At 42.3% G+C, this 26,847-nt stretch carries 20 protein-coding genes; 2 read left to right on the forward strand and 18 right to left on the reverse strand.

The annotated features are described in order from the left end of the window. Positions 1-200: 200 nt before the first annotated feature. Positions 201-1,547 carry an MATE family efflux transporter gene (locus tag DWW85_RS09415; RefSeq protein WP_117785201.1) on the forward strand — a complete coding sequence of 449 codons (1,347 nt, stop codon included), beginning with the start codon at positions 201-203 and terminating at the stop codon, positions 1,545-1,547. Between the two features lie 156 nt (positions 1,548-1,703). Here the strand turns inward: DWW85_RS09415 and DWW85_RS09420 are convergent, their stop codons facing one another. Beyond that, positions 1,704-2,987 (reverse strand): adenylosuccinate synthase, encoded by a 1,284-nt coding sequence (locus DWW85_RS09420; protein ID WP_021944858.1) that lies wholly within the window; start codon positions 2,985-2,987, stop codon positions 1,704-1,706. Between the two features lie 202 nt (positions 2,988-3,189). Between DWW85_RS09420 and DWW85_RS09425 the strand changes: the two genes are divergently transcribed. Beyond that, a complete protein-coding gene (locus DWW85_RS09425) occupies positions 3,190-4,068 on the forward strand; it encodes a LysR family transcriptional regulator (protein ID WP_117808466.1) in 879 nt (292 codons plus the stop codon). Positions 4,069-4,224: 156 nt separating this feature from the next. Here the strand turns inward: DWW85_RS09425 and DWW85_RS09430 are convergent, their stop codons facing one another. From DWW85_RS09430 to dapA, 17 genes are all read right to left on the reverse strand, one after another. After that, a complete protein-coding gene (locus tag DWW85_RS09430; protein ID WP_117808467.1) occupies positions 4,225-5,208 on the reverse strand; it encodes an Abi family protein in 984 nt (327 codons plus the stop codon). Between the two features lie 101 nt (positions 5,209-5,309). Then, positions 5,310-6,761: an adenylosuccinate lyase gene (purB, locus tag DWW85_RS09435; protein WP_117808468.1), complete on the reverse strand. Its 1,452-nt coding sequence runs from the start codon at positions 6,759-6,761 to the stop codon at positions 5,310-5,312. Between the two features lie 21 nt (positions 6,762-6,782). Beyond that, on the reverse strand, positions 6,783-8,258 hold the full coding sequence (gene purF / locus DWW85_RS09440) for an amidophosphoribosyltransferase (protein ID WP_021944855.1): 1,476 nt from the start codon (positions 8,256-8,258) through the stop codon (positions 6,783-6,785). Positions 8,259-8,369: 111 nt separating this feature from the next. Then, positions 8,370-9,722 carry a phosphoglucosamine mutase gene (gene glmM, locus DWW85_RS09445; protein ID WP_117808469.1) on the reverse strand — a complete coding sequence of 451 codons (1,353 nt, stop codon included), beginning with the start codon at positions 9,720-9,722 and terminating at the stop codon, positions 8,370-8,372. A gap of 34 nt (positions 9,723-9,756) precedes the next feature. Beyond that, complete coding sequence (locus DWW85_RS09450) at positions 9,757-10,668, reverse strand: diacylglycerol kinase family protein (protein ID WP_117808470.1); 912 nt, start codon at positions 10,666-10,668, stop codon at positions 9,757-9,759. 68 nt (positions 10,669-10,736) lie between these two features. Continuing rightward, entirely contained in the window at positions 10,737-11,417 is a 681-nt protein-coding gene (queC, locus tag DWW85_RS09455; RefSeq protein WP_117808471.1) for a 7-cyano-7-deazaguanine synthase QueC, read from the reverse strand. Between the two features lie 13 nt (positions 11,418-11,430). Further along, the gene (gene folE / locus DWW85_RS09460) at positions 11,431-12,012 is read right to left on the reverse strand and encodes a GTP cyclohydrolase I FolE (RefSeq protein ID WP_008401371.1); all 582 of its coding nucleotides are present in this window, start codon (positions 12,010-12,012) and stop codon (positions 11,431-11,433) included. 78 nt (positions 12,013-12,090) lie between these two features. Then, positions 12,091-12,759, reverse strand: a complete 669-nt coding sequence (gene queE, locus DWW85_RS09465; RefSeq protein ID WP_117808472.1) for a putative 7-carboxy-7-deazaguanine synthase QueE — start codon at positions 12,757-12,759, stop codon at positions 12,091-12,093. Positions 12,760-12,898: 139 nt separating this feature from the next. Continuing rightward, on the reverse strand, positions 12,899-13,318 hold the full coding sequence (gene queD / locus DWW85_RS09470; RefSeq protein WP_117808473.1) for a 6-carboxytetrahydropterin synthase QueD: 420 nt from the start codon (positions 13,316-13,318) through the stop codon (positions 12,899-12,901). Between the two features lie 383 nt (positions 13,319-13,701). Next, positions 13,702-15,189, reverse strand: a complete 1,488-nt coding sequence (gene thrC / locus DWW85_RS09475) for a threonine synthase (protein ID WP_117808474.1) — start codon at positions 15,187-15,189, stop codon at positions 13,702-13,704. A gap of 234 nt (positions 15,190-15,423) precedes the next feature. Continuing rightward, the gene (locus tag DWW85_RS09480) at positions 15,424-20,808 is read right to left on the reverse strand and encodes a glycoside hydrolase family 9 protein (RefSeq protein WP_181986550.1); all 5,385 of its coding nucleotides are present in this window, start codon (positions 20,806-20,808) and stop codon (positions 15,424-15,426) included. Between the two features lie 579 nt (positions 20,809-21,387). Further along, positions 21,388-22,356 carry a 3D domain-containing protein gene (locus DWW85_RS09485; protein ID WP_226801067.1) on the reverse strand — a complete coding sequence of 323 codons (969 nt, stop codon included), beginning with the start codon at positions 22,354-22,356 and terminating at the stop codon, positions 21,388-21,390. Between the two features lie 491 nt (positions 22,357-22,847). Next, positions 22,848-23,801, reverse strand: a complete 954-nt coding sequence (gene dusB, locus DWW85_RS09490; protein ID WP_117808476.1) for a tRNA dihydrouridine synthase DusB — start codon at positions 23,799-23,801, stop codon at positions 22,848-22,850. Positions 23,802-23,809: 8 nt separating this feature from the next. Beyond that, a complete protein-coding gene (locus DWW85_RS09495; RefSeq protein WP_021944847.1) occupies positions 23,810-24,583 on the reverse strand; it encodes a type III pantothenate kinase in 774 nt (257 codons plus the stop codon). 9 nt (positions 24,584-24,592) lie between these two features. After that, complete coding sequence (locus DWW85_RS09500; RefSeq protein WP_008401359.1) at positions 24,593-24,919, reverse strand: DUF6145 family protein; 327 nt, start codon at positions 24,917-24,919, stop codon at positions 24,593-24,595. Positions 24,920-24,927: 8 nt separating this feature from the next. After that, on the reverse strand, positions 24,928-25,683 hold the full coding sequence (dapB, locus tag DWW85_RS09505) for a 4-hydroxy-tetrahydrodipicolinate reductase (protein ID WP_021944846.1): 756 nt from the start codon (positions 25,681-25,683) through the stop codon (positions 24,928-24,930). A gap of 226 nt (positions 25,684-25,909) precedes the next feature. Next, positions 25,910-26,794: a 4-hydroxy-tetrahydrodipicolinate synthase gene (gene dapA / locus DWW85_RS09510; RefSeq protein WP_021944845.1), complete on the reverse strand. Its 885-nt coding sequence runs from the start codon at positions 26,792-26,794 to the stop codon at positions 25,910-25,912. Positions 26,795-26,847: the final 53 nt, after the last annotated feature.

Consider the following 26,847-nt stretch of genomic DNA (forward strand, 5'->3'; position numbering starts at 1 on the left):
CAGTCATAAAAAGCAAGCCAGAGTAAACATGACATTTTGCACTAAAACCCCCGACAAAAAACATGATTTTTACCAGATTGATTTTTCTTATAAAAAGAAGTAATATCCAGTATGCGCTGAAAATAAACAAGGAGGTAAAATCATTGAAAAACTTACTGAAAAAAATTAACGGTTCCAAGGATCTGACTGAAGGCAATCCTATGAAACTGATCTTGAACTTTGGATTGCCATTATTATTTGGGCTTTTATTCCAGCAATTTTATAACATGGTCGATACAATCATCGTTGGTAAATTTCTGGGTGTCGATGCACTTGCAGCCGTCGGCTCAACCGGATCGATCAACTTTATGATACTCGGTTTCTGCATCGGTATTTGCAATGGTTTTGCCATCCCGGTTGCTCAGGCCTTTGGAGCAAAGGACACTGATAATATGAAGAAGTACATTACAAACTGTGTCTGGGCTTCGATCTTCTTCGCTGCCGTTATGACAGTTGCAGTCGGAATTCTTACCAGAAATATTCTGATCTGGATGAAAACACCGGACAGCATCCTGGATCAGGCATTTATCTACATATTTATTATATTTATGGGAATACCTGCAACCTTCCTTTATAATATGGTTTCCGGTATCCTGCGTTCTCTCGGCGACAGTGTAACCCCTGTTGTCTGTCTGATCGCATCCTCCCTGTTAAATATCGTACTGGATATCCTGTTAGTTCGTCCGATGGGTGTCGCCGGTGCTGCTGTTGCAACCGTTGTTGCACAGGCGATCTCCGGCGTCGGCTGTCTGATCTATATGTGTAAGAAGCTCGGATATCTACATTTTACAAAACAGGACTGGGCATTTAGTATGCGCCACTGTCTGACCTTATGCGGTATGGGTGTTCCGATGGGGCTTCAGTACTCGATTACAGCGATTGGCAGTGTTATTCTTCAGGCTGCAGTTAATTCGATGGGTGAATCCGTTATTGCTGCCGTATCCGCCGGAACAAAGATTTCCATGTTCCTCTGCTGTCCGTTTGATGCCATGGGATCGACAATGGCAACCTACGGTGGACAAAATGTCGGTGCTAAGAAAATGGATCGTGTGGATGCCGGCTTAAAGGCATGTATCAAACTCGGTATTGCCTATGCGATTCTTGCATTTGTATTTATCCTGTTATTCGGCAAGAATCTGGCACTGCTCTTCCTGGATGCAGAAGAGACAGAGATCATCAAGCTTGTATATTATTTCCTGCTTGGCAACTCAGGAGCTTACATCCTGCTTGCCCTTGTAAATATCGTCCGGTTTATGATTCAGGGGCTCGGCTATTCCGCCTTTGCCGTTATCGCAGGTATCTGTGAAATGGTTGCCCGTACGATCGCAGGCTTTATCCTGGTACCAAAATTCGGTTATGTCTTTGTAGCACTCGGCAGTCCGCTCGCATGGATATTTGCAGATATCTTCCTGATTCCTGCCTATATCTATGTTGTAAAACGTCTTCGCCGCAAGTTCGGTCAGGAGACCCCGGCGATGCTGAAGCGTTGTCAAAAGAGCCTTGCATAAAAAAATAGCGATGATAGATTTGTACAAACAAATGCTGTCGTCGCTATTTTTTTGATACAGTTTTTTCACATAATTAAAAAATCCATACCGGCAACATATATATTCACCCAAATACATTTGCTGCCAGTATGGATTTTCTTTTTTAATTCTTATTCTTTATTTATTTCTGTAGATAATATCAGTTCTCTTTGGTCCGTTTGAAACCATAGTGATCGGATATCCGATATGTTTCTCAATGAACTCAATGTAGTTTCTGCAGTTCTCTGGAAGATCTTCGTAGTTCTTGATACCACGGATATCTGTCTTCCATCCCGGCAGAACCTCATATACAGGCTTTGCTTTCTTTAACTTAGCTGTTGTAGGGAAGTCTGTTGTTACTTCACCATCGATATCGTATCCAACACATACAGGAATCTCATCCAGATAACCCAGTACATCAAGTACGGTAAATGCTACATCTGTTGTTCCCTGCATACGGCAGCCATACTTGGAAGCTACACAGTCGAACCAACCCATACGTCTTGGACGTCCGGTTGTTGCACCGTACTCACCGCCATCACCACCACGACGTCTTAACTCATCTGCTTCATCTCCGAAAATCTCGCTGACGAACTCACCGGCGCCTACAGCACTTGAATATGCCTTTACTACTGTTACGATCTGCTTGATCTCATATGGAGGAATACCGGCACCGATCGCACCATAAGCAGCCAGTGTGGATGATGATGTAACCATAGGGTAAATACCATGATCCGGATCCTTTAATGTTCCGAGCTGACCTTCTAACAGAATTGTCTTGCCTGCTTTGATCGCTTCATGGAGATATGCGGATACATCACATACATATGGCTCTACGATAGCCTTGTACTCCATCAATGTTTCATATACTTCATCTACTGTAAGAAGTGGCTTCTTATACAGATACTCAAGCAGAACATTCTTGGATGCGATAACTCTGCTGATCTTATCCTTCAATTCTTCCTCTGTGTCAAACAGTTCGCTTACCTGGAAACCGATCTTTGCATATTTGTCTGAATAGAATGGTGCGATACCTGACTTTGTAGATCCGAATGACTTACCGGCCAGTCTCTCCTCCTCGTACTCATCAAACAGAATATGATATGGCATAACCATCTGTGCTCTGTCTGAGATCAGGATCTTTGGCATTGGAACTCCCTTTTCTACGATGCTGTTCAGCTCTTTGAACAGAACCGGGATATTTAATGCTACACCATTTCCGATAACACTTGTTGTATGATCATAGAAACAACCGGACGGAAGTGTATGCAATGCAAATTTACCATAGTCATTTACAATTGTATGACCTGCATTTGCACCACCCTGAAATCTGACAATAATATCAGATGTTTCCGCCAGCATATCTGTTATTTTACCTTTTCCTTCGTCGCCCCAGTTGGCTCCGACAACCGCTCTTACCATATTTTTATCCTCGCTTTCATGGCATTTTTCCGGAAACATCTTCCGGAATTGAACTCAATTACTTATACATTATAGCATGTATGTATTATAAGTAAAATCGATATTAATTATATATAGCATAAGGTGTACTTATATTTATTCTTTACAAATACATTGGTTCGGTTTACACTTTCAATATAACGATTGATCAGGAGCTTCGATTATGGATATTAATTATGAATATTATAAAATTTTCTACTATGTGGCAAAGACAGCAAGCATCTCTGCTGCCGCCAAAGAGCTGTGCGTATCCCAGCCCGCTGTCAGTCAGGCGGTCAAATCTTTAGAACAGGCAATCGGTATCAACCTGTTTATCCGGACGAAAAAAGGTGTATCCCTGACAGGTGCAGGCGAACTTCTCTACAAACATGTAGCCGAAGGATACGAGGCAATCTCCATGGGCGAACAGCAGCTTGCCCGATTGATGCACTTGGAAACCGGCGAGATCCGGATCGGAGCCAGTGATATGACACTCCAGTTCTATCTGCTTCCGCATCTCGAACGCTTCCACCAGCTCTATCCCGGCATCAAGGTACATGTAACAAATGCTCCGACCCCAAGTACGATCGACCACTTATTTGCAAATAACATTGACTTCGGTATCGTTACAACTCCTCTCCCACAGAATCCGAACATGGAGATTCGAAACGCACGGGAGATTGAAGATATCTTTATAGCCGGCCCAAGATTTAACGACCTGAAAGGTAAAGTTCTCGACTATCCGGATCTGCAAAAGCTTCCGATCATCTGTCTGGAAAATGACACCAGCACAAGAGCCTATGTGGATCAGTTTCTTGCACATGAAGGCGTCACGCTGACCCCTGAATTCGAGCTTGCAACCAGTGATATGATCGCACAGTTTGCAAAGAGGAACCTTGGAATCGGATCGATCGTGGCCGACTTTGCCGGTGACTATATTGACCGTGGTGAGATCTTCCGGTTAAGTTTCAAGAACCCCATCCCCAAGCGGAACATGTGCATCATCAGCGACCGCAGACGTGGCATGAGCATCGCCGCTATGAAGTTGATGGAATTGCTGTAATTAAGTTAGTATATATTTCTCTTTTAAACAAAAAATAAAAGCATCCACATAAATGTGGATGCTTTTACGCCAAATACATGGCTACTAGCTTTCAATCACTAGCTTTACCGTACTATTATTATACCTAAATCAAAGAAAAATGCAATATTTTTCAATTTATTTATTAACATTTTTTCTCACTTTCATCCATACGTCAAACTTTTTACGTCCCATCATTGCTAATGCCTTGTCTGCAATATTTTTTCTTCCTTTTATTGCCATTTTTATATAAAATATGGCAACTACTTTCTTTATATCCGCTACATTACCAAATAGCACAAATATCTTTACAACATCCAAATAATTCAATTTATCATGAGATAAAGATGCTTTAATCGTTATATCATTCATATAATTTAAATTTGCTTTCCGTTTTAACCTAAAACGTGTTATGAGTTCCAAATGTGCACATTGATTTCTTACCTCTTTCAATACGAATAATGCCTGTTCAAATACTGCTGCCTCCGACAATTCAAAACCAAAATCCCTTAACACCTTAGTTTTAACTGTATCATCTAAAAATACAAATGTATAATATAAGCTTCCTAACGGCAATGCCTTGATAACAACCCAAAACGGCGGCTCTGTATACTGACATACATAATCTCTGTCTTTTTTTAACTCATCTATAAAAGACTTCCTTTTTACCCTTCCACTTTGTGATAACTGTGTCGTCCTAAATAAATCAAATGTAGAGAAAATATTTTTCATATGTTTATCTGTTGAGCATGGAACTTCATAATAAACTGGATTAGTATAGTTCATTGTATCAGCTGATGTTCTACAGTATTCTTCAGCGAAATTATATGCAATTGAAGTTCTTAGTCTTGACTCTATATCAAATATTTTAAAAAGAGTACACTTCTTTAATTGCATGTCAAAGAAATATAAATCTCTAAAATCCTCAAAATATACCTTTTCATATGTTTTTTCTACCATGTTTTTCTTTAATAAAATACTCTCAAAGCCATTAACAACATCAAAATAGTTATATCTCTTTAATATCTCCGCTGCTTTCTTTTTATCCTTAAATTTTAATCCTCGATCAACAAGACCTGAAATTTGCTCATCTATAGTTTTAAACTCTTTTGTAATCGGCATCCATTCACCTCTTTTTACTATACATATATAAATATTGGGACTATTATCTTTTGAATAATAATTCTAAAAACAATAGTCCCAACAATTATATAATCTAATTCTTATACATTAATCTCAGCGGTCATGCCAAGTATGTCTTTATTTGCATCAAGTACCGGCTTTACAACCTCTGTGATGAATTCTTCGGTCTGCTCCGGTGCGCGTCCGACAAAGTTCTTTGGCTCAAGGATGGCTTCGATCTCTTCCTTGGTCATGCCAAATGCAGGATCTGCTGCGATCAGATCAACAAGGTTATTTTCCTTGCCCTCTTTCTTTACAGTTGTGCCTGCCTGCATGGAGTATTCACGGATAAGCTCATGCAGCTCCTGACGATTGCCGCCACGTTTTACAGCATCCATCATGATATTCTCAGTTGCCATAAACGGAATCTCCTTCATGAATCTCTGATAGATAACCTTATCATATACAACCAGACCATCTACAACATTCAGATACAGGTCTAAGATACCGTCGATTGCAAGGAATGCTTCCGGAACAGATACACGTTTATTTGCGGAATCATCCAGTGTTCTCTCAAACCACTGTGTTGCTGCTGTAAATGCAGGATTTAATGCATCAGCCATAACGTAGTTTGATAAAGATGCAATTCTCTCACTTCTCATCGGATTTCTCTTATATGCCATTGCTGATGAACCGATCTGGTTCTTTTCAAATGGCTCCTCGATCTCTTTTAAGTGCTGTAACAAACGGATATCATTTGAGAACTTATGTGCACTCTGTGCGATACCGGAAAGTACATTTAACACTCTGGAATCTACCTTACGGGAATAAGTCTGTCCTGATACAGGATAGCATGCTTCAAATCCCATCTTCTCTGCGATCTTCTTATCGATCTGACGAACCTTCTCATGATCTCCGTTAAAGAGCTCTAAGAAGCTTGCCTGTGTTCCTGTTGTTCCCTTACATCCCAGGAGCTTCTGCTGACCGATCATGTAATCCAGATCAGACAGATCCAACATCAGTTCCTGAAGCCATAAGGTTGCACGCTTACCAACAGTTGTTGGCTGTGCAGGCTGGAAATGGGTAAATGCCAGTGTCGGCAGATCTTTATATTCCATAGCGAACTTGGACAGTTCGTTGATCACATTTAATAATTTCTTTCTGACAAGCTTCATAGCCTCTGTCATAACGATAACATCTGTGTTATCACCAACATAGCAGCTTGTTGCTCCCAGATGGATGATGCCGGCAGCCTTTGGGCACTGAACGCCGTATGCATATACATGGCTCATAACATCATGACGAACCATCTTCTCACGCTCTTTTGCTACATCATAATTGATGTCCTCTGCATGTGCCTTTAACTCATTGATCTGCTCCTGTGAGATAACCGGCTTGCCGTTTTCAGAAAGGCCGAGTTCATACTCCGTTTCTGCAAGGGCGATCCATAATTTTCTCCATGTCTTAAACTTCTTATCCGGAGAGAAAATATACTGCATTTCTTTACTTGCATATCTCTCGCAGAATGGGCTTGTGTATCTGTCTGTACTCATTTTTACCTCTCCTGTATTTCTTTATTTTACTTTTGAATCTTCACCGCGTTTGAAATCCTCATGTTCTCCGCGGATATCTTCCTTTGGTGGCTCCATCGGATATTCCCCTGTAAAGCAGCCGTGGCAGTACTGTCTTCCACCGGAGATCTCTACCAGCCGCTCCTTGCGAAGATAAGCAAGGGAATCGGCGCCGATGATCTTGCAGATCTCATCAACCGAACGGTTATATGCGATCAACTGCTCTCTGTCCGGGATATCCGTTCCAAAATAACAAGGATATAAGAACGGAGGCGAACTGATCCTTACATGAACTTCCTTTGCGCCAGCCTCGCGAAGCATTCCTACGATACGGTCTGAGGTTGTACCTCTGACAATGGAATCATCGATCATAATGATACGCTTACCCTTTACCGCTTCTTTTAATACATTTAACTTCACGCGGACACTGGACTCTCTCTGGCTCTGCTGTGGCTTGATGAATGTTCTGCCGACATAGCCATTCTTGACAAATGCCGTTCCGTATGGAATGCCGGATTCCAGTGAATATCCCTGAGCTGCTGCATTTCCCGATTCCGGAACACCTACAACCATATCTGCATCTACCGGACTGTCCTTTGCAAGACATCTTCCCGCGATCAGTCGGGATTCATAGATTCCCATTCCGTCAAATACGGAATCCGGACGGGCAAAATAGATATATTCAAAGATACATCTTGCATGCTTCTCCTGACACATATCCTTATAGGACTGAATACCATACTCCGGTGAGATCGTTACGACTTCTCCGGGCTCTACATCACGGATAAATTCTGCACCGATCGTATCAAGGGCACAGCTTTCCGATGCAAGAATATAGGCATTATCACGTTTTCCGATACAGAGCGGGCGGAATCCAAATGGATCTCTGGCTCCGATCAGCTTTCTTGGACTCATTACTACAAGTGAATAAGATCCCTTCACTTTTCTGAGTGCTTTCATAACTGCTTCCTCGGCACTTGCACTGTTCACACGTTCTCTTGCGATATGATAAGCAATAACCTCGGAGTCGATCGTCGTCTGGAAGATCGCACCTGTAAGTGCCAGTTCCTTACGAAGCTCCGGCGCATTGATCAGATTACCGTTGTGTGCAAGACCAAGTGTACCTTTTACATAGTTCAAGACTAATGGCTGAGCATTTTCTATCGTACTCGCGCCGGCAGTTGAATATCTGACATGTCCGACACCGATATTTCCTTTTAATTTCTCAAAGGATTCAGGTGTGTACACCTCGTTTACCAGACCCATGCCCTTCATGGAGCTTACCTTCCCCTTGGGACCTTCCGTGTCTGATACTGCGATACCACAGCTCTCCTGTCCTCGATGCTGCAATGCAAACAATCCATAATAAATGGAGGTTGCAACATCATTGTTGTCAAAATCATACATTCCGAAAACACCACATTCTTCATGCATCTTGTCATCATTCTCAAAATAATGGGATCTTATATTCTCGTTCATGTTTTGCCTCTCGTATTTTATTTTTTAACACACTAAGACTTTATACGTTTTCTGTTTTTCTGTCAATGTTGGAATGTGAAAAATTATTCCGGAAATTAACAGCCATTTTCTCTATATTGCATAACCTTTCTCTTTGATCAGATCTACCATCTGATATACATATTTGTTGCAGAGCTCATCACTCTCTGCTTCTACCATAACACGGATAAGCGGTTCTGTTCCGCTCTGGCGAAGAAGAAGTCTTCCGTCAGAACCAAGCTCCTCTGCGATCTTCTGATTTAATGCCTGCACATCCGGATCATTCATAACCGCATCCTTACTGGATACCTTTACATTCACCAGAAGCTGTGGGAAAATTGTCAGGCTCTTGAAGCACTCTGATAATTTACATTTGCGTTCCAGAATAACTTCCATGATCTTCAAAGACGTCAATACACCATCTCCGGTCGTTGCATATTTGGAGAAGATGATATGTCCTGACTGTTCGCCGCCGATAGAATATCCATGCTCCATCATGGATTCAAATACATATTTGTCACCGACTGCTGTCTTATCATAGGAGATTCCCTTCTTATCCAGTGCTTTATATAAGCCAAGGTTTGACATGATCGTTGTTACGATGGTATTCTTATTCAGTTCTCCACGTTCCTTCATATAACGTCCGCAGACATACAGGATCTTATCTCCGTCTACTAACTCACCCTTATCATCAACACACAGACAACGATCTGCATCACCGTCATAAGCAAATCCTACATCCAGTCCTTTTTCTACTACAAACTTCTGCAGTCCCTCAATATGGGTAGATCCACAATTTGTATTGATATTGGTTCCGTCCGGATCATTATTGATTACATAGGTCTTTGCTCCGAGTGCATCAAATACTGCCTTTGCAACCTGATAGGCTGCACCATTTGCACAGTCCAGGCCAACTCTCATATTCTTAAAGGATCGGGTAGGGATCGTCATCAGGTATCCCATGTAACGGTTTCTTCCCATAGAGTAATCAATCGTGCATCCGATATTTTCTTTTGTAGCCAGTGGAATCTCCGGAATCTCACCATCGATATAACGCTCGATCTCTTCTTCAACCGCAGCCTCTAATTTGTAACCCATGCCATTGATGATCTTGATACCATTGTCATAGTATGGATTGTGGCTTGCCGAGATCATGATTCCACAGTCGAAGCCATCCGTTCTGACAATATAAGAAACACTTGGCGTCGGTGTTACATGCATCAGATATACATCTGCACCACTTGCCGTTAAGCCCGCAACTAATGCATATTCAAACATATAACTTGAACGTCTGGTATCCTTACCGATAACCACCTTTGCCTTGCCTTCCGGATTCTTCTTGCCATAATAATAGCCAAGATAACGTCCGACCTTGAAGCTGTGCTGTACAGTAAGATCCTTATTTGCCTCACCTCTGAATCCATCTGTTCCAAAATATTTACCCATAACTGTAAACCTCTTTCTTTCAACTCAGTTTGAACTACTTAACTTCTTCTTTTTCTTCTTCCGGTGATACCAGCAGAGAAACTGCTCTCCGATGTACAGAGATCTCGGATGTGGTATACTCCCCGCCATACTCTCCATCCAGTGTCCATGCGATCGGTTCTTCGCTCTCGATCACGACACGATTGGTTCGGAATGCTACCATATTGGTCTCATTCGTATTTCCAAGGAGCAGCGAATTGATGATTCTCTGGAGATCTGCAAGATTCTGGATCTTGCGAATCAGGACTCCTTCAAATAAACCATCGTCGAATTCAACTCCATGGCTGGTCAGACTTTTATATCCGCCGACCGATACTGAATTCGATATCATACCGAACATAAACTCACCGGTATATGTCTGGTTATTAAATTCTATCTTCAGATTATATGTGGGAACATTTACAAGACTCTTCATACCCTGTAATACATATGCCGCATGTCCTAAAATATTCTTCATATTCTGAGGGGTTGCATATGATGTATCAGAGAATATGCCAAATGCTGCAACATAGACAAAATAATTCTTATTCAATTCTCCGACATCTACTGAAAAAGGTGCGGCAGTGACAAGCTGTTCTGCTGCCTCGATTGCTTCTTTCGGGATCTCAAGACTTCTGGCATAATCATTTGTCGAGCCACATGGGATATAGCCAAGCGGCCGGTTCAGTCCACATTCCATAAATCCTGTGACTGTATTACCAAGCGTTCCGTCACCTCCGGCACATACGATCACATCGTAGTTCTCTCCTTCTTCTTTTACGACACGGGCAGCATCGCCGACTCCCTGTGTCAGATAAATTCTGACTTCATATTCTTTCTTGCAAAAGACATCTATCACATCTATAAGACAATTCTTCAAAGTTGTTCGTCCCGCTTTGGGATTTACAATAAACAGCATCTTCTTCATATTCATACCTCATTACTGTTTACAGGAACACATTTATCCGATTGCTCTGTTCCCGTCTGACTTATGCTTTATGCATTGTGATTCTTTTTATATTCCATGTAAAGATCGTATCCTTTTTTTCTGAGCTTACAGGATGGACAATGACCGCATCCTTCACCCGGAATACCATTATAACAAGTAAGTGTCATATCTCTGATAACATCAAGTCCGCCGAGTTCATCTGCCAGCTTCCATGTCTCCATCTTATCGATCCACATCAATGGTGTGATAATATCGAATTCATAGTCCATCGCAAGATTCAGTGTTGTATTCAATGATTTGATGAAAATATCTCTGCAGTCAGGATAGCCGGAGAAATCACTCTGGCTGACACCTGTTATGATGTCGCTGACGCCCTTCTGTTTTGCGTAGATCGCTACAAATGTCAGGAATACCATGTTTCTTCCATCTACAAATGTATTCGGTGTACCGACCTCCGGCGCATTCTCGTCTACCTTCATCTCTCTTCTTGTCAATGAATTTGGTGCAAGCTGATTCAACAGACTCATATCCAGAATATGATGCTCTACTCCAAATTTTTCAGCAATCTTCTTTGCACATTCTAATTCTTTTACATGCTTTTGTCCATAGTCAAATGATACTGCGTATACTTTTTTATACTTCTTAAGTGCCCATAACAGACAGGTCGTACTGTCCTGTCCACCACTGAATACAACAACTGCTTCATCTCTGTTCTTCAAATTCTGCATCTTTCATATCCTCCTATCGGTTCATCATCAATACTTTATTCTGTAAATTCACATCATTCTCAAATGCTCCACGGAACGTCGTTGTATAGGTCTTCGTTCCCGGCTTCTTAATGCCCCTTGCTGTCATGCAGCTATGATTGGCCTCGATCAATACGGCTACATCCGGTGAGCCTGCTGCCTTTCCAACCACATATGCGATATCGGATCCGATCCGCTCCTGAAGCTGCAACCGCTTCGCTACCATGTCTGCGATCCGTGCGATCTTGCTGAGTCCTAAGACCCTGCCATGTGGGATGTATGCCACTGACACCTTCATATCATACATCAGTGCCATATGATGTTCGCAGTAACTGAACACCTCGATATCCTTTACGAATACCATATCACTTGTATGTGCCGCATCTTCCTCTTTGAATGTCTTGCCAAACATCTCAGCAATCTCATCGTTGGTATAATTCATTCCCTCAAATACTTCTTCATACATTCGCGCAACACGGTCCGGTGTCTCTTTTAAGCCTTCCCGGTCAGGGTCATCACCAAGTGCTACAAGGATTCCACGAATATGCTCCTTTATTGCTTCTTTATCAATTGCCATTTCTACTCCATTCTCTTATTACTCTTAATCGATTATCCAAATAATATGTTAATATCAATATCTGCGGTTTCATCCGTTTTACACTCCACGCATCTCCGGATCCCAGATATACTTATGAAGCTGTAACTGTAATTTTACACCATTCATTTCATTCTCGATCATAAAATCAACGATATCCTCCGGATTGATCTTGCCGTATACCGGACTGATATAGACGTTTGATTTGATATCCAATGCCCATTCATGAATAATGTCTCTTGCTGTTTCCAGATCCTTGATCGAGCCGGATACGAACTTTACCGCATCCTTCTTATCAATGTAGTTATAATTGGAGAAACACATATTGCTTTCCATTCCGCTTCCCGGAAGCTTATAATCAAGTGTAAATGCTACCCGGTCTGTCAACGCTTTAAACTCCGCGATATCCACACTCCCGTTTGTCTCTACTTCTACCTGAAGTTCCTCATCCATCGCCAGCATCAGGAGCAGCTTATCGATATCCTCCTGGATCAACGGTTCTCCACCGGTTAATGTCACGTTTCTGACTCCGGTTCGCTTGATATAGTCATAGATCTCTTCATCCGTCAGTTCTTCGTATGGGGCATCTGCTTCATTTGCCCATTTGGTATCACAGTAACTGCAATTCAGGTTGCAGCCTGTAAAACGAATAAATACCGCCAGTTCTCCGGCTTTTACGGATTCACCGTTGATGCTGACAAATCGTTCTGCTACTTTAAATTTTGCCATTTCTATTTCCTTCTTACTTTTTGTATATGATATCCTTCGATGTCATTTATCTATTATGACATCCTTGATCTTGCCTGTTATTTATTCTAAGTCTTTTTTGTCTTATATTATTTTACGCTATATAGTTTTTCTTCTGCTATTATGCCATATACGTCGCTGCATTGGTCGGGGTCTCATAAACTGTGGTACGAAGCACCTGATATCCCTTATCTGCCATATATTCATAAAAATACTTTGCCAGATTCTCTGCTGTCGGACGCATCGGAAGCTCGATGATACGGAACTGTTCTTCTGCCAGTGCTTCCATCGTTTTTTCCTTCAATGTACCTTTCTCCATAATCAGGCAATGATCCATCCCTTCTGTTTTCTCTCTGAGATCCCTTTTCAGATCTCCAAAATCTACAACCATGCCTCTGGTCTGTCCGTCCTGCATCAGCTTCTCGCCGCCGACTTCAACTTCAACCGTCCAGCGGTGTCCGTGCAGATTTCTACATTTACCCTCATAGCCCGCAAGGAAATGCGCGCTGTCAAAACTTGAATTTGTCTTTAAACTGTACATATCTTCCTCTTTCTTTTATTTTCGAATGTTATATTACACAGTTGTCAGCTTGCACGATGTAATAAGCATCGACATTTGTGTAGTTTCGTTATGAGACCTGCACTAGCTGTCAGCACCAAGCCCATGTTTGAACCCGTATGGGTGAGTTTGGGCGACTGCTGACAAATAGGCGTGCAGGTCGAATAGAAACGAAACAAGTCGGGCGATTACATCGTACAAACTGACAGCTGTGCAATATAACATTCCTATGTAAAAAACGCGCATATAGGAAAATGCCCTTCATGCGCGTTTTTTCCTAGTTTTGTTTAGTGACAGGATGGTATTAATGAACTGTCATTTATTCTGTTTCTGTATTGCCTGTCATATCTGACCGGCATCTGTTTTTAGATGTTTAAGAACTTCTTTACGACGCTCTCCATTTCTTCTTTGTCACATACTGTGTCGTGAAGAACAGGAGCTGTACGGATGTCCTCGATTGCCTGTGGAATCTTTACACCGGATAACTTGCAGAGCTCATCGACTAATTCAAAGTCACTCTTTGCTGCATAAGCTTCATCGATAGATTCCATAACACTTCTTGTAAACTTGTATGGGCTTGCTGTAGAAGCGATAACCGTAGGAGTCTTATCTCCTGTTTCTTTTACATACTTGTCATATACGGTTGCTGCTACTGCTGTATGTGTATCCATGATATAAGAATCCGACTCATATACTTTCTTGATCGTTGCCGAGGTTTCCGCTTCTGTTGCATAACCGCCCGCAAATTCAGCAAGCTTTGCTTTCATCTCATCTGTGATCGTATATATACCTTCTGTGCTTAACTGCTTCATCAGTGCTGCATTCTTCTCTGCATCATTTCCTGCAATCTTGTAGATCAGTCTCTCTAAGTTGCTTGAGATCAGGATATCCATAGATGGTGATGTTGTTAAGATAAATTCACGATTTCTGTCATAAGTACCTGTTGTAAAGAAATCATATAATACCTTATTGTCATTTGATGCACATACGAACTTCGCGATCGGAAGTCCCATTTCTTTTGCATAATATGCTGCAAGGATATTTCCAAAGTTACCGGTTGGTACAACAACATTGATCTTGTTGCCAGCCTGGATCGTACCGTCCTTAACCAGTCTTGTATATGCATATACATAATAAACCATCTGCGGAACCAGACGTCCGATATTGATTGAATTGGCGGATGAGAACTGATATCCTTTCTCGTCCATGTATGAAGCAAGCTTCTCATCTGAGAACATCTTCTTAACACCTGTCTGTGCGTCATCGAAGTTGCCTGTAATTCCTACGACAAATGTGTTTTCACCCTTCTGGGTTACCATCTGCTTCTCCTGGATTGGGCTTACACCATGCTTTGGATAGAATACGATGATCTTTGTTCCCGGTACATCTGCAAATCCTGCAAGTGCTGCCTTTCCTGTATCACCGGAAGTAGCTGTCAGAATAACGATCTCGTTCTTTACATGATTCTTCTTTGCGGATGTTGTAAGCAGATAAGGAAGAATGGATAATGCCATATCCTTAAATGCAATCGTTGAACCGTGGAATAATTCCAGATAATATGCACCTGCTTTATGTACGAGTGGTGCGATCTCCGGTGTATCAAATTTCTTGTCATATGCTGAATTGATACAATGCTTTAACTCTTCTTCTGTAAAATCCGTAAACATCAGCTTCATTACTTCATAAGCAACCTGCTGATAGTTCATCTGCGCCAGATCTGTAAGACTGACATCAAGAGCAGGAATACTGTCAGGAACAAATAATCCTCCTTCATTTGCAAGACCTTTTAAGATTGCTTCTGATGCGGTTGCTGTTTCATTTGCATTTCTTGTACTTCTGTATATCAATTCCATATGGCACTCTCCTTCTGTTTTATTTACTCTTTTGATTTATGCAGGCTTTCTTTTTCCGATGCTTTCATCCAGACATCCTGAATTCGACCTGCAAGCGTCCACATTATAGCATACCCATTTTCAAAACACAAGACGGCGGAGGTATCTCTCAAATCTGTTTTTTATATTTTATAGAATTTGATCGATCTTCCGCCATCTGTATTTTCTATTCCCTTCTGTTACAAATGGAATTAATTATTTTACTTTAATGGTAATGGTTGCTTTCTTACCACTTCCGTCTTTTGCTTTTGCTGTGATCTTAACCGTTCCCTTCTTCTTTCCGATTACCTTACCCTTAGCTGTTACCTTTGCAACCTTCGGATTACCGGAGGTCCATGTCACTTCTTTACTGATTCCCTTTGTTGGAGTCAGCTTTGCTTTTAAGGTTATAGACTGTTTCTTCTTGATCGTTACTTTCTTTACTGCCTTTTTCTTCGATGTGATCGTAACCTTCTTAACTGCCTTTTTCATAACCTTAACCGTATAGGTTGCCTTCACCTTACTGTTACCGACTGCTGTTGCTGTTACCTTGATCGTCTTTCCCTTAGCAGCTTTCTTCACTGTCAGCACACCCTTGCTGTTAATAGATGCATATTTCTTATCCGATTTACGGATCGTCCATTTTACTTTCTTATTTGTCGCTTTCTTAGGTGTAACGGTTGCTTTCAAAGTCAGCTTCCTTCCCGGAGCTATCTTTTTGGTTGCTGCCTGAATCTTGACCTTTGCCGGTTTGACCGTCTTCTTTGGTGCTTCTGTTGTTGGTTTCTCGGTCGTCGGCTTTTCGATCGTAGGCTTCTCGGTTGTCGGTTTTTCCGGATTCGGCGTTGGTGTCGGTGTTACTGTTTCTTTCTTCTTTACCGTAACGGTGCAGAAGCCTGTAACACCACTTCCATCCTTTGCTGTTACTGTAATAATTGCAGTTCCAGCACTTATACCCTTCACTTCACCGGTCTGCGATACACTTGCCACTTTCTCGTTGCTGCTCTTCCAGTCAAATGTCTTCAGTGTTGCATTTGCCGGTATAACGGCCGCTACTGCGATCCGTTCTGTATCACCAATATTTAATACCACGCTGGTCTTGTTTAACGTGATCTTCTCGATCAGGATCGTATCCGGGATCTCATCTCCATTTTCATCCTTTGGTTTCGATGAAAAGATATCCTTTGAACCTGAAGAGGATGCTACTGTATTGTCTCCAACCAGAATAATATTGTCTGATTTGATCGGTGGATCCTTCGTAACCTGATCTGCTCCGACCGTTACCTTGGAATCCTCGATCCGTACAGTATCTGCTTTGATCGCCGTTCCTGTCTCATCTGTACCTGCGACAAGCTCTGCATCCCGGATCAGAACTGTGCCGCCTGCTAAGACGCCTCCATCAACCGATACCTTTCCGTCTTTGATCGTTATATCTCCTGCTGCAGATATCTTTCCGGATACTGTAAGGAATCCATCTCCGCTGATCACAAGTCCGCCGTCCGTCTCAACATTACCTGCGATCGTTACCGTTCCTTTTCTTGCGATCTCCGTCTTACCATCTGCATTTCCAATGATCGCAACGGCTCCAACCTCTGCCTGATCCAGTGTGACCCTGGTTGCCCCACCTGCCTTAATAACAAGCTCCTTATTCTTACCTGTGATCACATAGTCCCTGCCGTCTTCCGTAAGTGTGAGAACCGGTTCCGTATAGTTGACTGTTATTTTGCCATCATCTGTCCGTAAAGCATCCTGATATTCTTTGTCCGTAATCTTTGCTATATCGATCGTATATGGATCCTGAACAAGGGTATATACCGTAAGCAATTCCACTGCTTTTCCTGCATATGCAGTTGCAGTTTCTGCATATCTGCCTGAAACTGTATACTTTGTAAAGCTACGTAATCCGGCAAATTCAATTGTCTCTCCATTGGAGACTGCCTGTTTCCATGTCGTTCCATCTACGGAATACCGGACACCCGCTTGACCGGAGATCCGGATCGTATCCTTTGTTCTTGCAAGAAGATCCACACTATCCGGAACCGCTGTCTGTTTTGCCTTTCGTACTTTTACAGAAACCATCTTTTTATAAACAGCATCTTCATCAGAGTTCTCGATCTGATACTGCTTCTTGCTTGCATCACTCCATGTAAATACAACCTCATACTGATTGATACTATTTTCTACTTCCTGTTCGCCCATTGTTACATCCGGGGTGCTCCATGCAAATGTTCCATACCCGGTTGAACCGCCGGCAAGGGTAGAATCAGAAAGCTTCTGTCCATATACCAGCTCAGAAGCCTCCGGGAATGTGATAGCCGGAAGTCCTGCTCTGCTGACTGTTACCGTCACATTCTGTGTGATCGTTCCTGCTGCCGCATCATACCCTGTGATCTGGTCAAATGCATAATTCTTCTTCGCATCGGAACAAAGGGTTAATACCACCTGTCCCTGATACGTTCCTCGTTCCGGTTTTTCTGCTGCATCTGCCCATGCAAATGTTCCATAGGTCTCATCTCCACCGGATAATTCTGACTCAGAAAGTGTCTGACCGGTTACGATCATTCCTGCTGTCGGGAATGTAATACCCGTTACCGGACATTTCTCAACTGTTGCAGATACCGGAATCTGAAAGGACTGTCCATTATCTGCCTCTATCAGCAGATTGTCGCTGTAAGTACCTGCATCCTTACCATTCTTTAATGATACGATCACAGTTGTTTTTCCTGCCGGTGCAAGCTTTCTTTCACTGTCGCCGGATAACGCAAATGCACTTCCTGCACCTTTCTCCAACTGAAGCGCTGCAGTTCCATCTGCATCTCCTTTATTCTCTAATACCAGTTCTGCCGCAGAACCGGTCTCATATCCATAAATAACCGGTGCACAGGTCAGTACAGTCTGGTCTGTTGAAAATACTGCCTTCGGTGCTGCTTTTACCGTAAGCTTGCAGCTTGCCGTAAGCTTGGTCCCATCCATCGTTGCCGCCGTAATCGTTGTTGTTCCTGCTGCAAGAGCAGTTACCTTTCCGACATCCGAAACCGTTGCAATCTTTTCATTCTCAGACTTCCAGGTAACCTTCTGTTCCGCTGTCTTTGGTATGACCGTTGCTCGAAGTGTAACTGTTTCCCCTTCTGTCAGCGCACAGGTTTCCTGATTCAGCTTGATCTCTGTTGCCTTTACTTCTTCCTCTGTATCATCACCGGAATTTGTTCCGTAATAAGTCTTCACACCTACAGCAGCAAGCTCTGCCGCAGAGGCTGTCTTTGTACTGTAATTCGTTGCATTCTTCTTTGCATAAGATAATTTTACTGTCTTATCATTCTTGTGAACCAGATAAAGTCCTGCTGCCGCACCAACCAGTCCGGCATTATAATCAAGCGCTACTTCATTGCAATAATAATCGCCCTGATCATCTTTATAGGTTCCATTTGCACCAGGTCCACCTACCAGAGCTCCAAGCAGCGTATAATGATTGCTGTTTATGATCTTTGAATCTGTCGATCTGGATGCTGCCCTGTGATGCGGATATTTACTAGAGTTCTCATTATAGCCTACGATATAGCATCGTTTATTCGGATTATCTCCTAACATATAGTTCATCTGACTGGTTGCCCAATCTGCATATGTTGTTTTTCCTGTCAGCTTATCATATACCAGACCGGTAAACTGCTCAGCTGCACTGTATCTGCAGGAGCCCCAGTCACTAACACAGTTAAATACTCCATCGATGGCACTCTTGCCTTTGCATACATCTGTAATGCTTGCAATCTTTGCAGTATCCTTCTGAAGCATACATGCCAGCGCTCCGGTATTTCCCCAGTCCAATACCCAGTACTGATTCACACCATTATCTGAATTATCTTTATATTCGTTATAAATAGAATTATAAGAGGTATCACCTGTCGCAGCAGCAAGTGCACTTGCTGCAAATGCATAGTCATCACCATATGATCTTGATGCATAAAATGTTGATGCGCCCTCGGTTGCACATGCTTTATTATTTTTCTCTACAAATGTAAAGAGATCCTTTGCTGTCTTTAAATCCTCATTATTTCCAAAGTTAATATAGTTCAATGCCAGCGCTGCGATCACAACACTCACTTCATCTGTAGCCGGATTGCTCGCATCTGCAAAGAATGCCGGACGACTGATCGTCTGTCCCTCCGGTGCTGTCCATACACCATGATCTGTATTACCGTCACCTACCTGATAGCAGAATGCGATAACCTGATCTCCCTCATACACTGTACACCGCTTAAAGTAATCGCAGAAATAATCCGTGATCTTCTTCAGATGTTCCTTCTGACCAAGCTCGTCAAATGCATCCTTGAACTGATAATAGCTCATTCCAAGCATGGATGCTGCATATCCCTGTGGAAGTCCGAATTTCACATGATCGCCTGCATCATGGAAACCACCGGAAGCATCTACATTGTAGGTTTTTCCATTCTTTGTATATGTTACATTTTTATCATAGGTATGGCAGTTTCCACGCCAGGAAAGTGCACAGGTGTCTTCCAGATAACCACACATATTTGCGTCATAAAAATACAGACTTTCCTGCAATGCCTTTGCATAGTTGAATTCTACATCCAGATCTTTATTCGTTGTGGTATCACCGGATGAGGTACCACCGGAACCACCGGAACCGCCGGAGCCGCCTGTATTATCATTGGTATCTCCCTGGGAATAATCTACAGAAGATGAAGTTCCTTTGTTATAATAAACTCCCTTTACCTGAATACTGGATGCATCTACATATTTTGCTGCGAATCCACCACCTGGTATATCATTCTGCATTGTTCCTGCCGCAAGGACTGCATTTCCCCCACTCTGCATCGGATACATATAGATCGTATCACCATCTGCCACAAAGGTTGCATTCCAACACTTAAATGCCGAAGCAGTACCGGATGGTACCTGTAATACTACGATCCAGTCACAAATCGATGCTCCCGTATTATTGCTGATCGCCATTTCAAAGCCTGACCAGTCATTGCTTGGTGTTCCCTGATTCTTCACGGTTGCTGTCACACCTGATGAATACTCTCTCTCTGTTCCAAAATCAGAAGAATCGGAACCGCTGCCGGAATCTCCACCTGAACTGCTGCCTGAGTTTACCAGAACCGCCTCTTTAATCTTGTATGTAATACTTGTTACATTTTCAAACTGAAAACCGAAATTATATAACTGACCGGATTTGCTATAGAATTGTGTCAGGTCCAGTTCTACGGTCTGAGTGCCGGAGCCTGCATTCACATTGATCCATTCACCCTTCCATGTTCCTTTCGCATTTACAAACGCCTGTCCGCCAATATTTCCGGTTCCATCGGCTGATGATACCTCGAAGCTGACACGAAGCTTGGTAAGCCCCGCACTCTTAAGCTCCGACAGATCGCTGTATCCGCCATTTCCAAGATCAAGGCTGACCTGATTATCCACATTTCCACTTGCTGTCACCTGATCCGTACTGTAAGACAGCACAATCGTCTCCCCCGCTGCTTCTGTCTTGTCTGAAGGAATCACCACAAGGCTTACTGCCATTGCAAATGACAGCATCCATGCTATGACCCTTGTAACCCATTTGTCCCTTTGTCTGCTCATACCTTCTCCTTCCTTTTTCTCAAAAGCCGTTCCAGCAATACCCCACTCATCCATTACCTGTCTGCAACAGCTTTTTCTATAAATTCACAGTTAAATTAATTATACCAATAACTGCCAGATCCCACAATGAAAATTGCCTGCCTAATCTCACAAATATTCCCCTCTATTTTCGTACATACGGGACAAAATATAAGGTCCGGATACTTATCTGCGCGATGAATTCTGGCCGTCATATAGAAATATGTGCAAGCACAATTTCTGCATAACATGTATAACAGATAAAGCCCATGTATGGTAACAGTCTTCTATGATCGGGAATGACATTCATGTAGTTTCGTAATGAGATACACTCTAGCTGTCAGCACCAAGCCCTTGTCTGAACCCGCAGGGTGAGTTAGGGCGACTGCTGACAAATAGATGAGTGTATCGAATAGAAACGAAATGAGTCATAACCGATCATAGAAAACTGTTACCATACATGGGCTTTATCGTTGCCACACAGTGAGCAGGGCATGGTCTACTCGCTGCGCAAAAAAGGACAGAACCTTTTGGGTTCTGTCCCGCTCTGTCTATACTGAATTATTTAACATATACATCAACAGTTCTTCTTCCGTAGTTTAAAGCTGCCTGATGGCTTGAGAAGAAAATATCAATTCTGTTACCATGAATTGCACCACCTCTGTCCTCAACGACATATGTGTGCCCATCAATGATAAGCTCTGTACCAAATGCAAAACTGCTTGGTGCTGCAATGGTTCTTCCTTCTGTTGCATAAGTACCGCTGGCTGTAATTCCATCGGACTTACCACAGCAACGAGAACATCCACAATAAGCTGTTGTTGTGTATGTACCAAGATAAGTTCCTGGCTGGTAGCTGTCATCTTCTACAAGAATTGCACCTGCTGTTGCTTCCTCTGTAGCTTCTGTTGCTTCGATTCCTGTCTGCTGCTTCTTATCTGTAGCCTCTGTTGTATTCTTCTTTGATTTCTTACCGTTTGACTTTGCTAATTCTGTCTCTTCTGTAGTTGTTACTTCTGTGTCCTCTGTTGTTACCAGCTCGGTTGTAATATCTTCTGCAGTGATATCTGCGGAGGATGCTTCCTCTGTTGGTTCTTCAGCAGTCTCTTCTGTGACATCCTCTACGAGGTTTGCACTTGTTGTATCTTCCTTCTCAGCAAAAGCAAGCTCTGCTTCTGTAGCTATTGTGGCATCCTCTGTCGGTACTTCTTCTTTCTTTGCCAATGCAACTGCTTCTGTTACTTTTCCGGTCTTCTCAATCTTAGCTGATAACTCAGCGTCCTTGATCGACTTCTGTAAATCTGTGTATTCAATCTTAGAATATTCAACCTTAGTATCTTCAATTGCTGTAGATTCAAGCTGGGATACAGCTATCATTTTTGCATCGGAATGGAGTTTGGATTCATCGGATGCAAATGCGATCACAGATGCAACTCCAAGGGAAGTGGATACTACAGCAATACCTGCTCTTTTCAGATATTTCTTAAGATTCTCAGAAAACATCTGGCTGGAGCTTGAAAATTTCTTCATAATATTCTCTCCTTAATTTCTTTTCGGTTTCGAAATTGTTACAAAAAGATTAACTCTTGTTTGTATCGTTATTATAATGCCTGACAATCAAAAGGTCAAGCAAACCAGCCATTTTTATTAATTATGTCGTAGCTACAAAATCTTTCATCATTATTTTGTGGTATTTATAACCAATTTGCGCATTAATTAATTGTGTATATTGCACATTTTAGCATCTTAACAATTATGCAACAACTTAGCACATTGGACACTTCCACGAAGGTAATTTCTTAAATTTTAGCATCAAAAGTGCATTTTTTCTTAAAAAAAATAGAAATAATTTTGAATCACGCACGCATCCGGCTGCATATATTTCAAAATCATCTCTATTTGTTTCTATTATCCTTATTAATTATGTTAAAACATTTTCAAAACTGTATCATAACTGCATCTAAACGTATTATATTATAACTCCAAACAACGTCTGACACACCTGCGGATTCATACATGACTTAAAGCAGCATTCCATCTGTCCATGCATCAAGCAGTTCCACCATCTCGTCATAGTTCTCTACCTGATTGATCAGATTCCGAAGTCTGGAAGAATCATACATACCTGCCGAATACCATGCCACATGCTTCCGCATCTCATGGATTCCTGTAAATTCCCCTTTAAAATCAATCATCAGTCTGGCATGGCGAAGCATCGTCTCCTTCACCTGCTGCTTATCCGGTCTTGCCGGAATCTCTCCTGTCTCAAAGTATGTCTTTAATTCATGGAAGATCCATGGATTGCCACGCGCACCTCTTCCGATCATAAAGGCATCACAGTTGGTCTGCTCTTTCATCCGAATTACATCCTCCGGAGTCAGAATATCACCATTCCCGATCACAGGAATCTTCACAGCCGCTTTCACGTCTGCGATCACGCCCCAGTCTGCATGTCCGTGATAATACTGTTCTCTGGTCCTGCCATGAACAGCCACAGCAGCCGCACCGCTTTCCTCTGCTATATGTGCAATCTCCGGCGCGTTAATATGCCCACTGTCAAAGCCGCTGCGGATCTTGATCGTGATCGGCAGCTTACACGCTTTTGTCATTGCCGACACGATCTTTCCTATTAGCAACGGATCCTTCATCAGTGCAGATCCCTCGCCGTTATTTACAATCTTTGGAACCGGACATCCCATATTCACATCGACAAATGCAAATCCACGGTCTTCGATCTTCTTCGCCATCTCTGCAAGCAGCTCCGGATCCGAACCAAACAGCTGCACACCGATCGGATCCTCTGCCGGCGATACCGCAAGAAGCGGTACTGTATTCTTATTATTATAATACAGTCCCTTTGCACTGATCATTTCCGTATATAAAATATCGCAGCCCTGTTCTTTCGCCAACAAACGAAATGGCTGGTCACACACCCCAGCCATTGGCGCCAAAACAAGTTTATTCGTAAAATCCATAAATACTCCTATGCCTGTTTTTGTTTATCCATAATAATTCGAAGACCATACAGTGTCAGATCCGGATCATAGGTATCGATGCAGTCGGTATTCTCATAAATCATCTTACCAAGTCCACCGGTCGCAACAACCTTCATATTATCAAAGCCGGATTCCTTCCGCATACGCTTTACAATGTATTCTGTCTGTCCGATATAGCCAAGACATACACCTGCCTGCATACTGGAGATCGTATCCTTACACAGTACCGTATCCGGCACCTTGATCTCAATTTCCGGCAGCTTCGCTGTTCCGCTCCATAATGCATTTGCACCCAGGCGAATACCCGGTGAAGTTACACCTGCTATAAATGAACCATCTCCATTTACCAGATCATATGTGGTTGCAGTTCCAAAATCGATCACCAGCACAGGTCCGCCATACATATGGTACGCTGCTACCGCATCTACGATACGGTCTGCACCAAGCTGTCTTGGATTTGGAATCGTAATATTAATACCTGTTTTTACCCCAGGCTCCACGATCAGAGGATCTAACTTAAAATATTTTCTTATTCCATTTGTCAGGGAATGCATCACATTTGGTACTACAGATGCAATAATAACTTCATCAATTACATCTAACGGAAGATTTCTCATTCGAAGCAATTCTCCCAAAAATACACCAAACTCATCTGAAGTTCTCGATATTCCCGTCGTCATACGGAATGTCTTCTCTAACTTTTCTCCGTCAAATAATCCCATCGTGATATTCGTATTTCCTACATCAATTGCAAATAGCATCTCTCACCTCTAATAGTCTTCCAGATAAAATACCTTATAAAACAATTCCAGACTGGAAAACAACTGCTGCTTGTCCTTCTGTAACTGCTTGATCTTCAACTCACATCCGATCTCATCATATAACAAATCCTCATCAAATGCTTCTGTTACAAGATTCAGGCTTCCCTCCTGGTCAAATTCAAGCCTCAGTATACCACCTACATCCTCTGTAAACAATACACACATGATTTTTAATTCTTTTTTTATTTCTTCCGGAAGTCCTTTAAACTCCTCATTCAGATAAAATTTCTGTTCGTACTTCGAACTAGCACATAATACAACCTTTTCTGGTTTCATTGTTTCTCCTATCCTATCACATCTGCCATATCATACATGCCTGCCGGTTTTCCTGCCAGGAATTTTGCGGCTTCTACTGCGCCCTTTGCAAATACTGACTTGGAATATGCTGTATGCTTGAACTCGATCACTTCATCGATTCCCGCAAAGATGACCTCATGTTCTCCAACAATCGTTCCGCCACGAACGGCTGAGATACCAAGCTCTTTCTTATCTCTCTTTTTTCTGACCTGACTTCTGTCGTAGACATATTCATATTCTCCGCCTCTTGCTTCATTAATAGAATCCGCAAGTGCTATCGCTGTTCCGGATGGTGCATCTACCTTCTGGTTATGATGCTTCTCAACGATCTCGATATCATAGCCTGCCGGTGCAAATACATTTGCGGCATCCTTTAACAGCTTCATCAAAGTGTTGATTCCAAGTGACATATTGGCTGACTTTAAGATTGCAACCTTTGCACTGCATTCTTTTACCTTTGCAAGCTGTTCATCACTTAAACCGGTTGTACAGAGAACTACCGGGATCTGTTTTTCCACACTGTAATCAAGAAGTGCATCCACTGCTACTGCTGCTGCAAAGTCAACGATTACATCTGCCGCCACATCACACTTTTTAATATCTGTAAATACCGGATATCCGTTATCTCTGTTATCTGCGATATCAATGCCTGCAACGATCTGTGCATTCGGATCATCCGCTACAAGTCCTGTGATCACCTGTCCCATCTTACCATTACATCCATGCATTATAATTCGAACCATTTTCTTTTCCTCCATTTATCCTGTGTTTTTCTCATTCTGCCGTAGCAGCCGCCAAATCTCTCATACAGACATGAGCTTTGGCTGAGCACCCGCAAACTAAACAAAAATCCCGCAGAACCTGCGGGATTTTATATACTACAGACAGATTCCTGTATCCCTTCTGTCCATCTTTGTTTATATCATACAGCCTAATCCTCTACCGGATCATCTGTATTTTCTTTTTATTCTAAAGTAAGCCGTACGCTGTCATTGCGGCCTTTAACTTCTCTACATGTGCAGGCTCCATCTCCGTTAATGGCATTCTCATTGTTCCGCCGCATAAGCCCATAAGCTCAACTGCTTTCTTAACAGGAATTGGATTTACTTCACAGAACAGTGCCTCACACAAATCGATCGTCTTTAACTGGATATCAAGGCTTCCCTTTACATCGCCGTCCATGAATTTCTTAACCATATCATGTACATCTCTTGGAGCAATATTTGCTGTTACAGAGATAACACCCTTTCCACCTAATGACAGGAGTGGTACTACCTGATCATCGTTACCGGAATAAATATCGATACAGCCATCTGCCAGTTTTGCAAGCTTAACTACCTGTGCGATATTACCGGACGCTTCCTTGATACCTACGATATTTGGTACAGTCTTTGCAAGTGTAACTGCTGTCTCCGGCTGAATGTTACATCCTGTACGGGATGGTACATTGTATAAGATAATTGGAATCTTTACAGAATTCGCAATAGCTGTAAAGTGTGCGATCAGACCATTCTGGGTTGCCTTGTTGTAATATGGTGTTACTAACAGTAATCCATCTACGCCATAGCTCTCTGCCTCTGTAGAAAGGTAAATAGCTGTTCCTGTACAATTAGAACCTGCACCTGCGATAACAGGGATTCTGTGATCTACATATTCTACACATGCCTTTATACATGCGAGATGTTCTTCATGTGATAATGTAGATGCTTCACCTGTTGTTCCACATACGATAATGGCATCTGTACCATTTGCAATATGGAATTCAACAAGTTCCTTCATCTTATCGAAATCAACCTCGCCATTCTCCTTAAATGGTGTTACTAACGCTACACCTGAACCTTCAAAAATTGACATAAATTTTTCCTCCTTAAAATCTAAAACCTGTAAATCCTCGTGGAATCAATTTT

The organism is Clostridium sp. AF17-21AC (assembly GCF_003461365.1).
In the GTDB taxonomy this organism is placed as follows: Bacteria; Bacillota; Clostridia; order Lachnospirales; family Lachnospiraceae; genus Coprococcus; species Coprococcus ammoniilyticus.

Excerpts from the sequence above, each read along its gene's own strand:
- DWW85_RS09485 (WP_226801067.1), bottom strand. The coding sequence starts at position 22,356 with ATGAAGAAATTTTCAAGCTCCAGCCAGATGTTTTCTGAGAATCTTAAG.
- queD (WP_117808473.1), bottom strand. The coding sequence starts at position 13,318 with ATGTACAGTTTAAAGACAAATTCAAGTTTTGACAGCGCGCATTTCCTT.
- DWW85_RS09495 (WP_021944847.1), bottom strand. The coding sequence starts at position 24,583 with ATGCTATTTGCAATTGATGTAGGAAATACGAATATCACGATGGGATTA.
- DWW85_RS09425 (WP_117808466.1), top strand. The coding sequence starts at position 3,190 with ATGGATATTAATTATGAATATTATAAAATTTTCTACTATGTGGCAAAG.
- purB (WP_117808468.1), bottom strand. The coding sequence starts at position 6,761 with ATGAGTACAGACAGATACACAAGCCCATTCTGCGAGAGATATGCAAGT.
- DWW85_RS09450 (WP_117808470.1), bottom strand. The coding sequence starts at position 10,668 with ATGAAGAAGATGCTGTTTATTGTAAATCCCAAAGCGGGACGAACAACT.
- thrC (WP_117808474.1), bottom strand. The coding sequence starts at position 15,189 with ATGGAATTGATATACAGAAGTACAAGAAATGCAAATGAAACAGCAACC.
- DWW85_RS09480 (WP_181986550.1), bottom strand. The coding sequence starts at position 20,808 with ATGAGCAGACAAAGGGACAAATGGGTTACAAGGGTCATAGCATGGATG.
- folE (WP_008401371.1), bottom strand. The coding sequence starts at position 12,012 with ATGGCAATTGATAAAGAAGCAATAAAGGAGCATATTCGTGGAATCCTT.
- glmM (WP_117808469.1), bottom strand. The coding sequence starts at position 9,722 with ATGGGTAAATATTTTGGAACAGATGGATTCAGAGGTGAGGCAAATAAG.
- queC (WP_117808471.1), bottom strand. The coding sequence starts at position 11,417 with ATGCAGAATTTGAAGAACAGAGATGAAGCAGTTGTTGTATTCAGTGGT.
- DWW85_RS09415 (WP_117785201.1), top strand. The coding sequence starts at position 201 with ATGAAACTGATCTTGAACTTTGGATTGCCATTATTATTTGGGCTTTTA.
- DWW85_RS09420 (WP_021944858.1), bottom strand. The coding sequence starts at position 2,987 with ATGGTAAGAGCGGTTGTCGGAGCCAACTGGGGCGACGAAGGAAAAGGT.
- DWW85_RS09430 (WP_117808467.1), bottom strand. The coding sequence starts at position 5,208 with ATGCCGATTACAAAAGAGTTTAAAACTATAGATGAGCAAATTTCAGGT.
- dusB (WP_117808476.1), bottom strand. The coding sequence starts at position 23,801 with ATGGATTTTACGAATAAACTTGTTTTGGCGCCAATGGCTGGGGTGTGT.
- purF (WP_021944855.1), bottom strand. The coding sequence starts at position 8,258 with ATGAACGAGAATATAAGATCCCATTATTTTGAGAATGATGACAAGATG.
- dapB (WP_021944846.1), bottom strand. The coding sequence starts at position 25,683 with ATGGTTCGAATTATAATGCATGGATGTAATGGTAAGATGGGACAGGTG.
- DWW85_RS09500 (WP_008401359.1), bottom strand. The coding sequence starts at position 24,919 with ATGAAACCAGAAAAGGTTGTATTATGTGCTAGTTCGAAGTACGAACAG.
- dapA (WP_021944845.1), bottom strand. The coding sequence starts at position 26,794 with ATGTCAATTTTTGAAGGTTCAGGTGTAGCGTTAGTAACACCATTTAAG.
- queE (WP_117808472.1), bottom strand. The coding sequence starts at position 12,759 with ATGGCAAAATTTAAAGTAGCAGAACGATTTGTCAGCATCAACGGTGAA.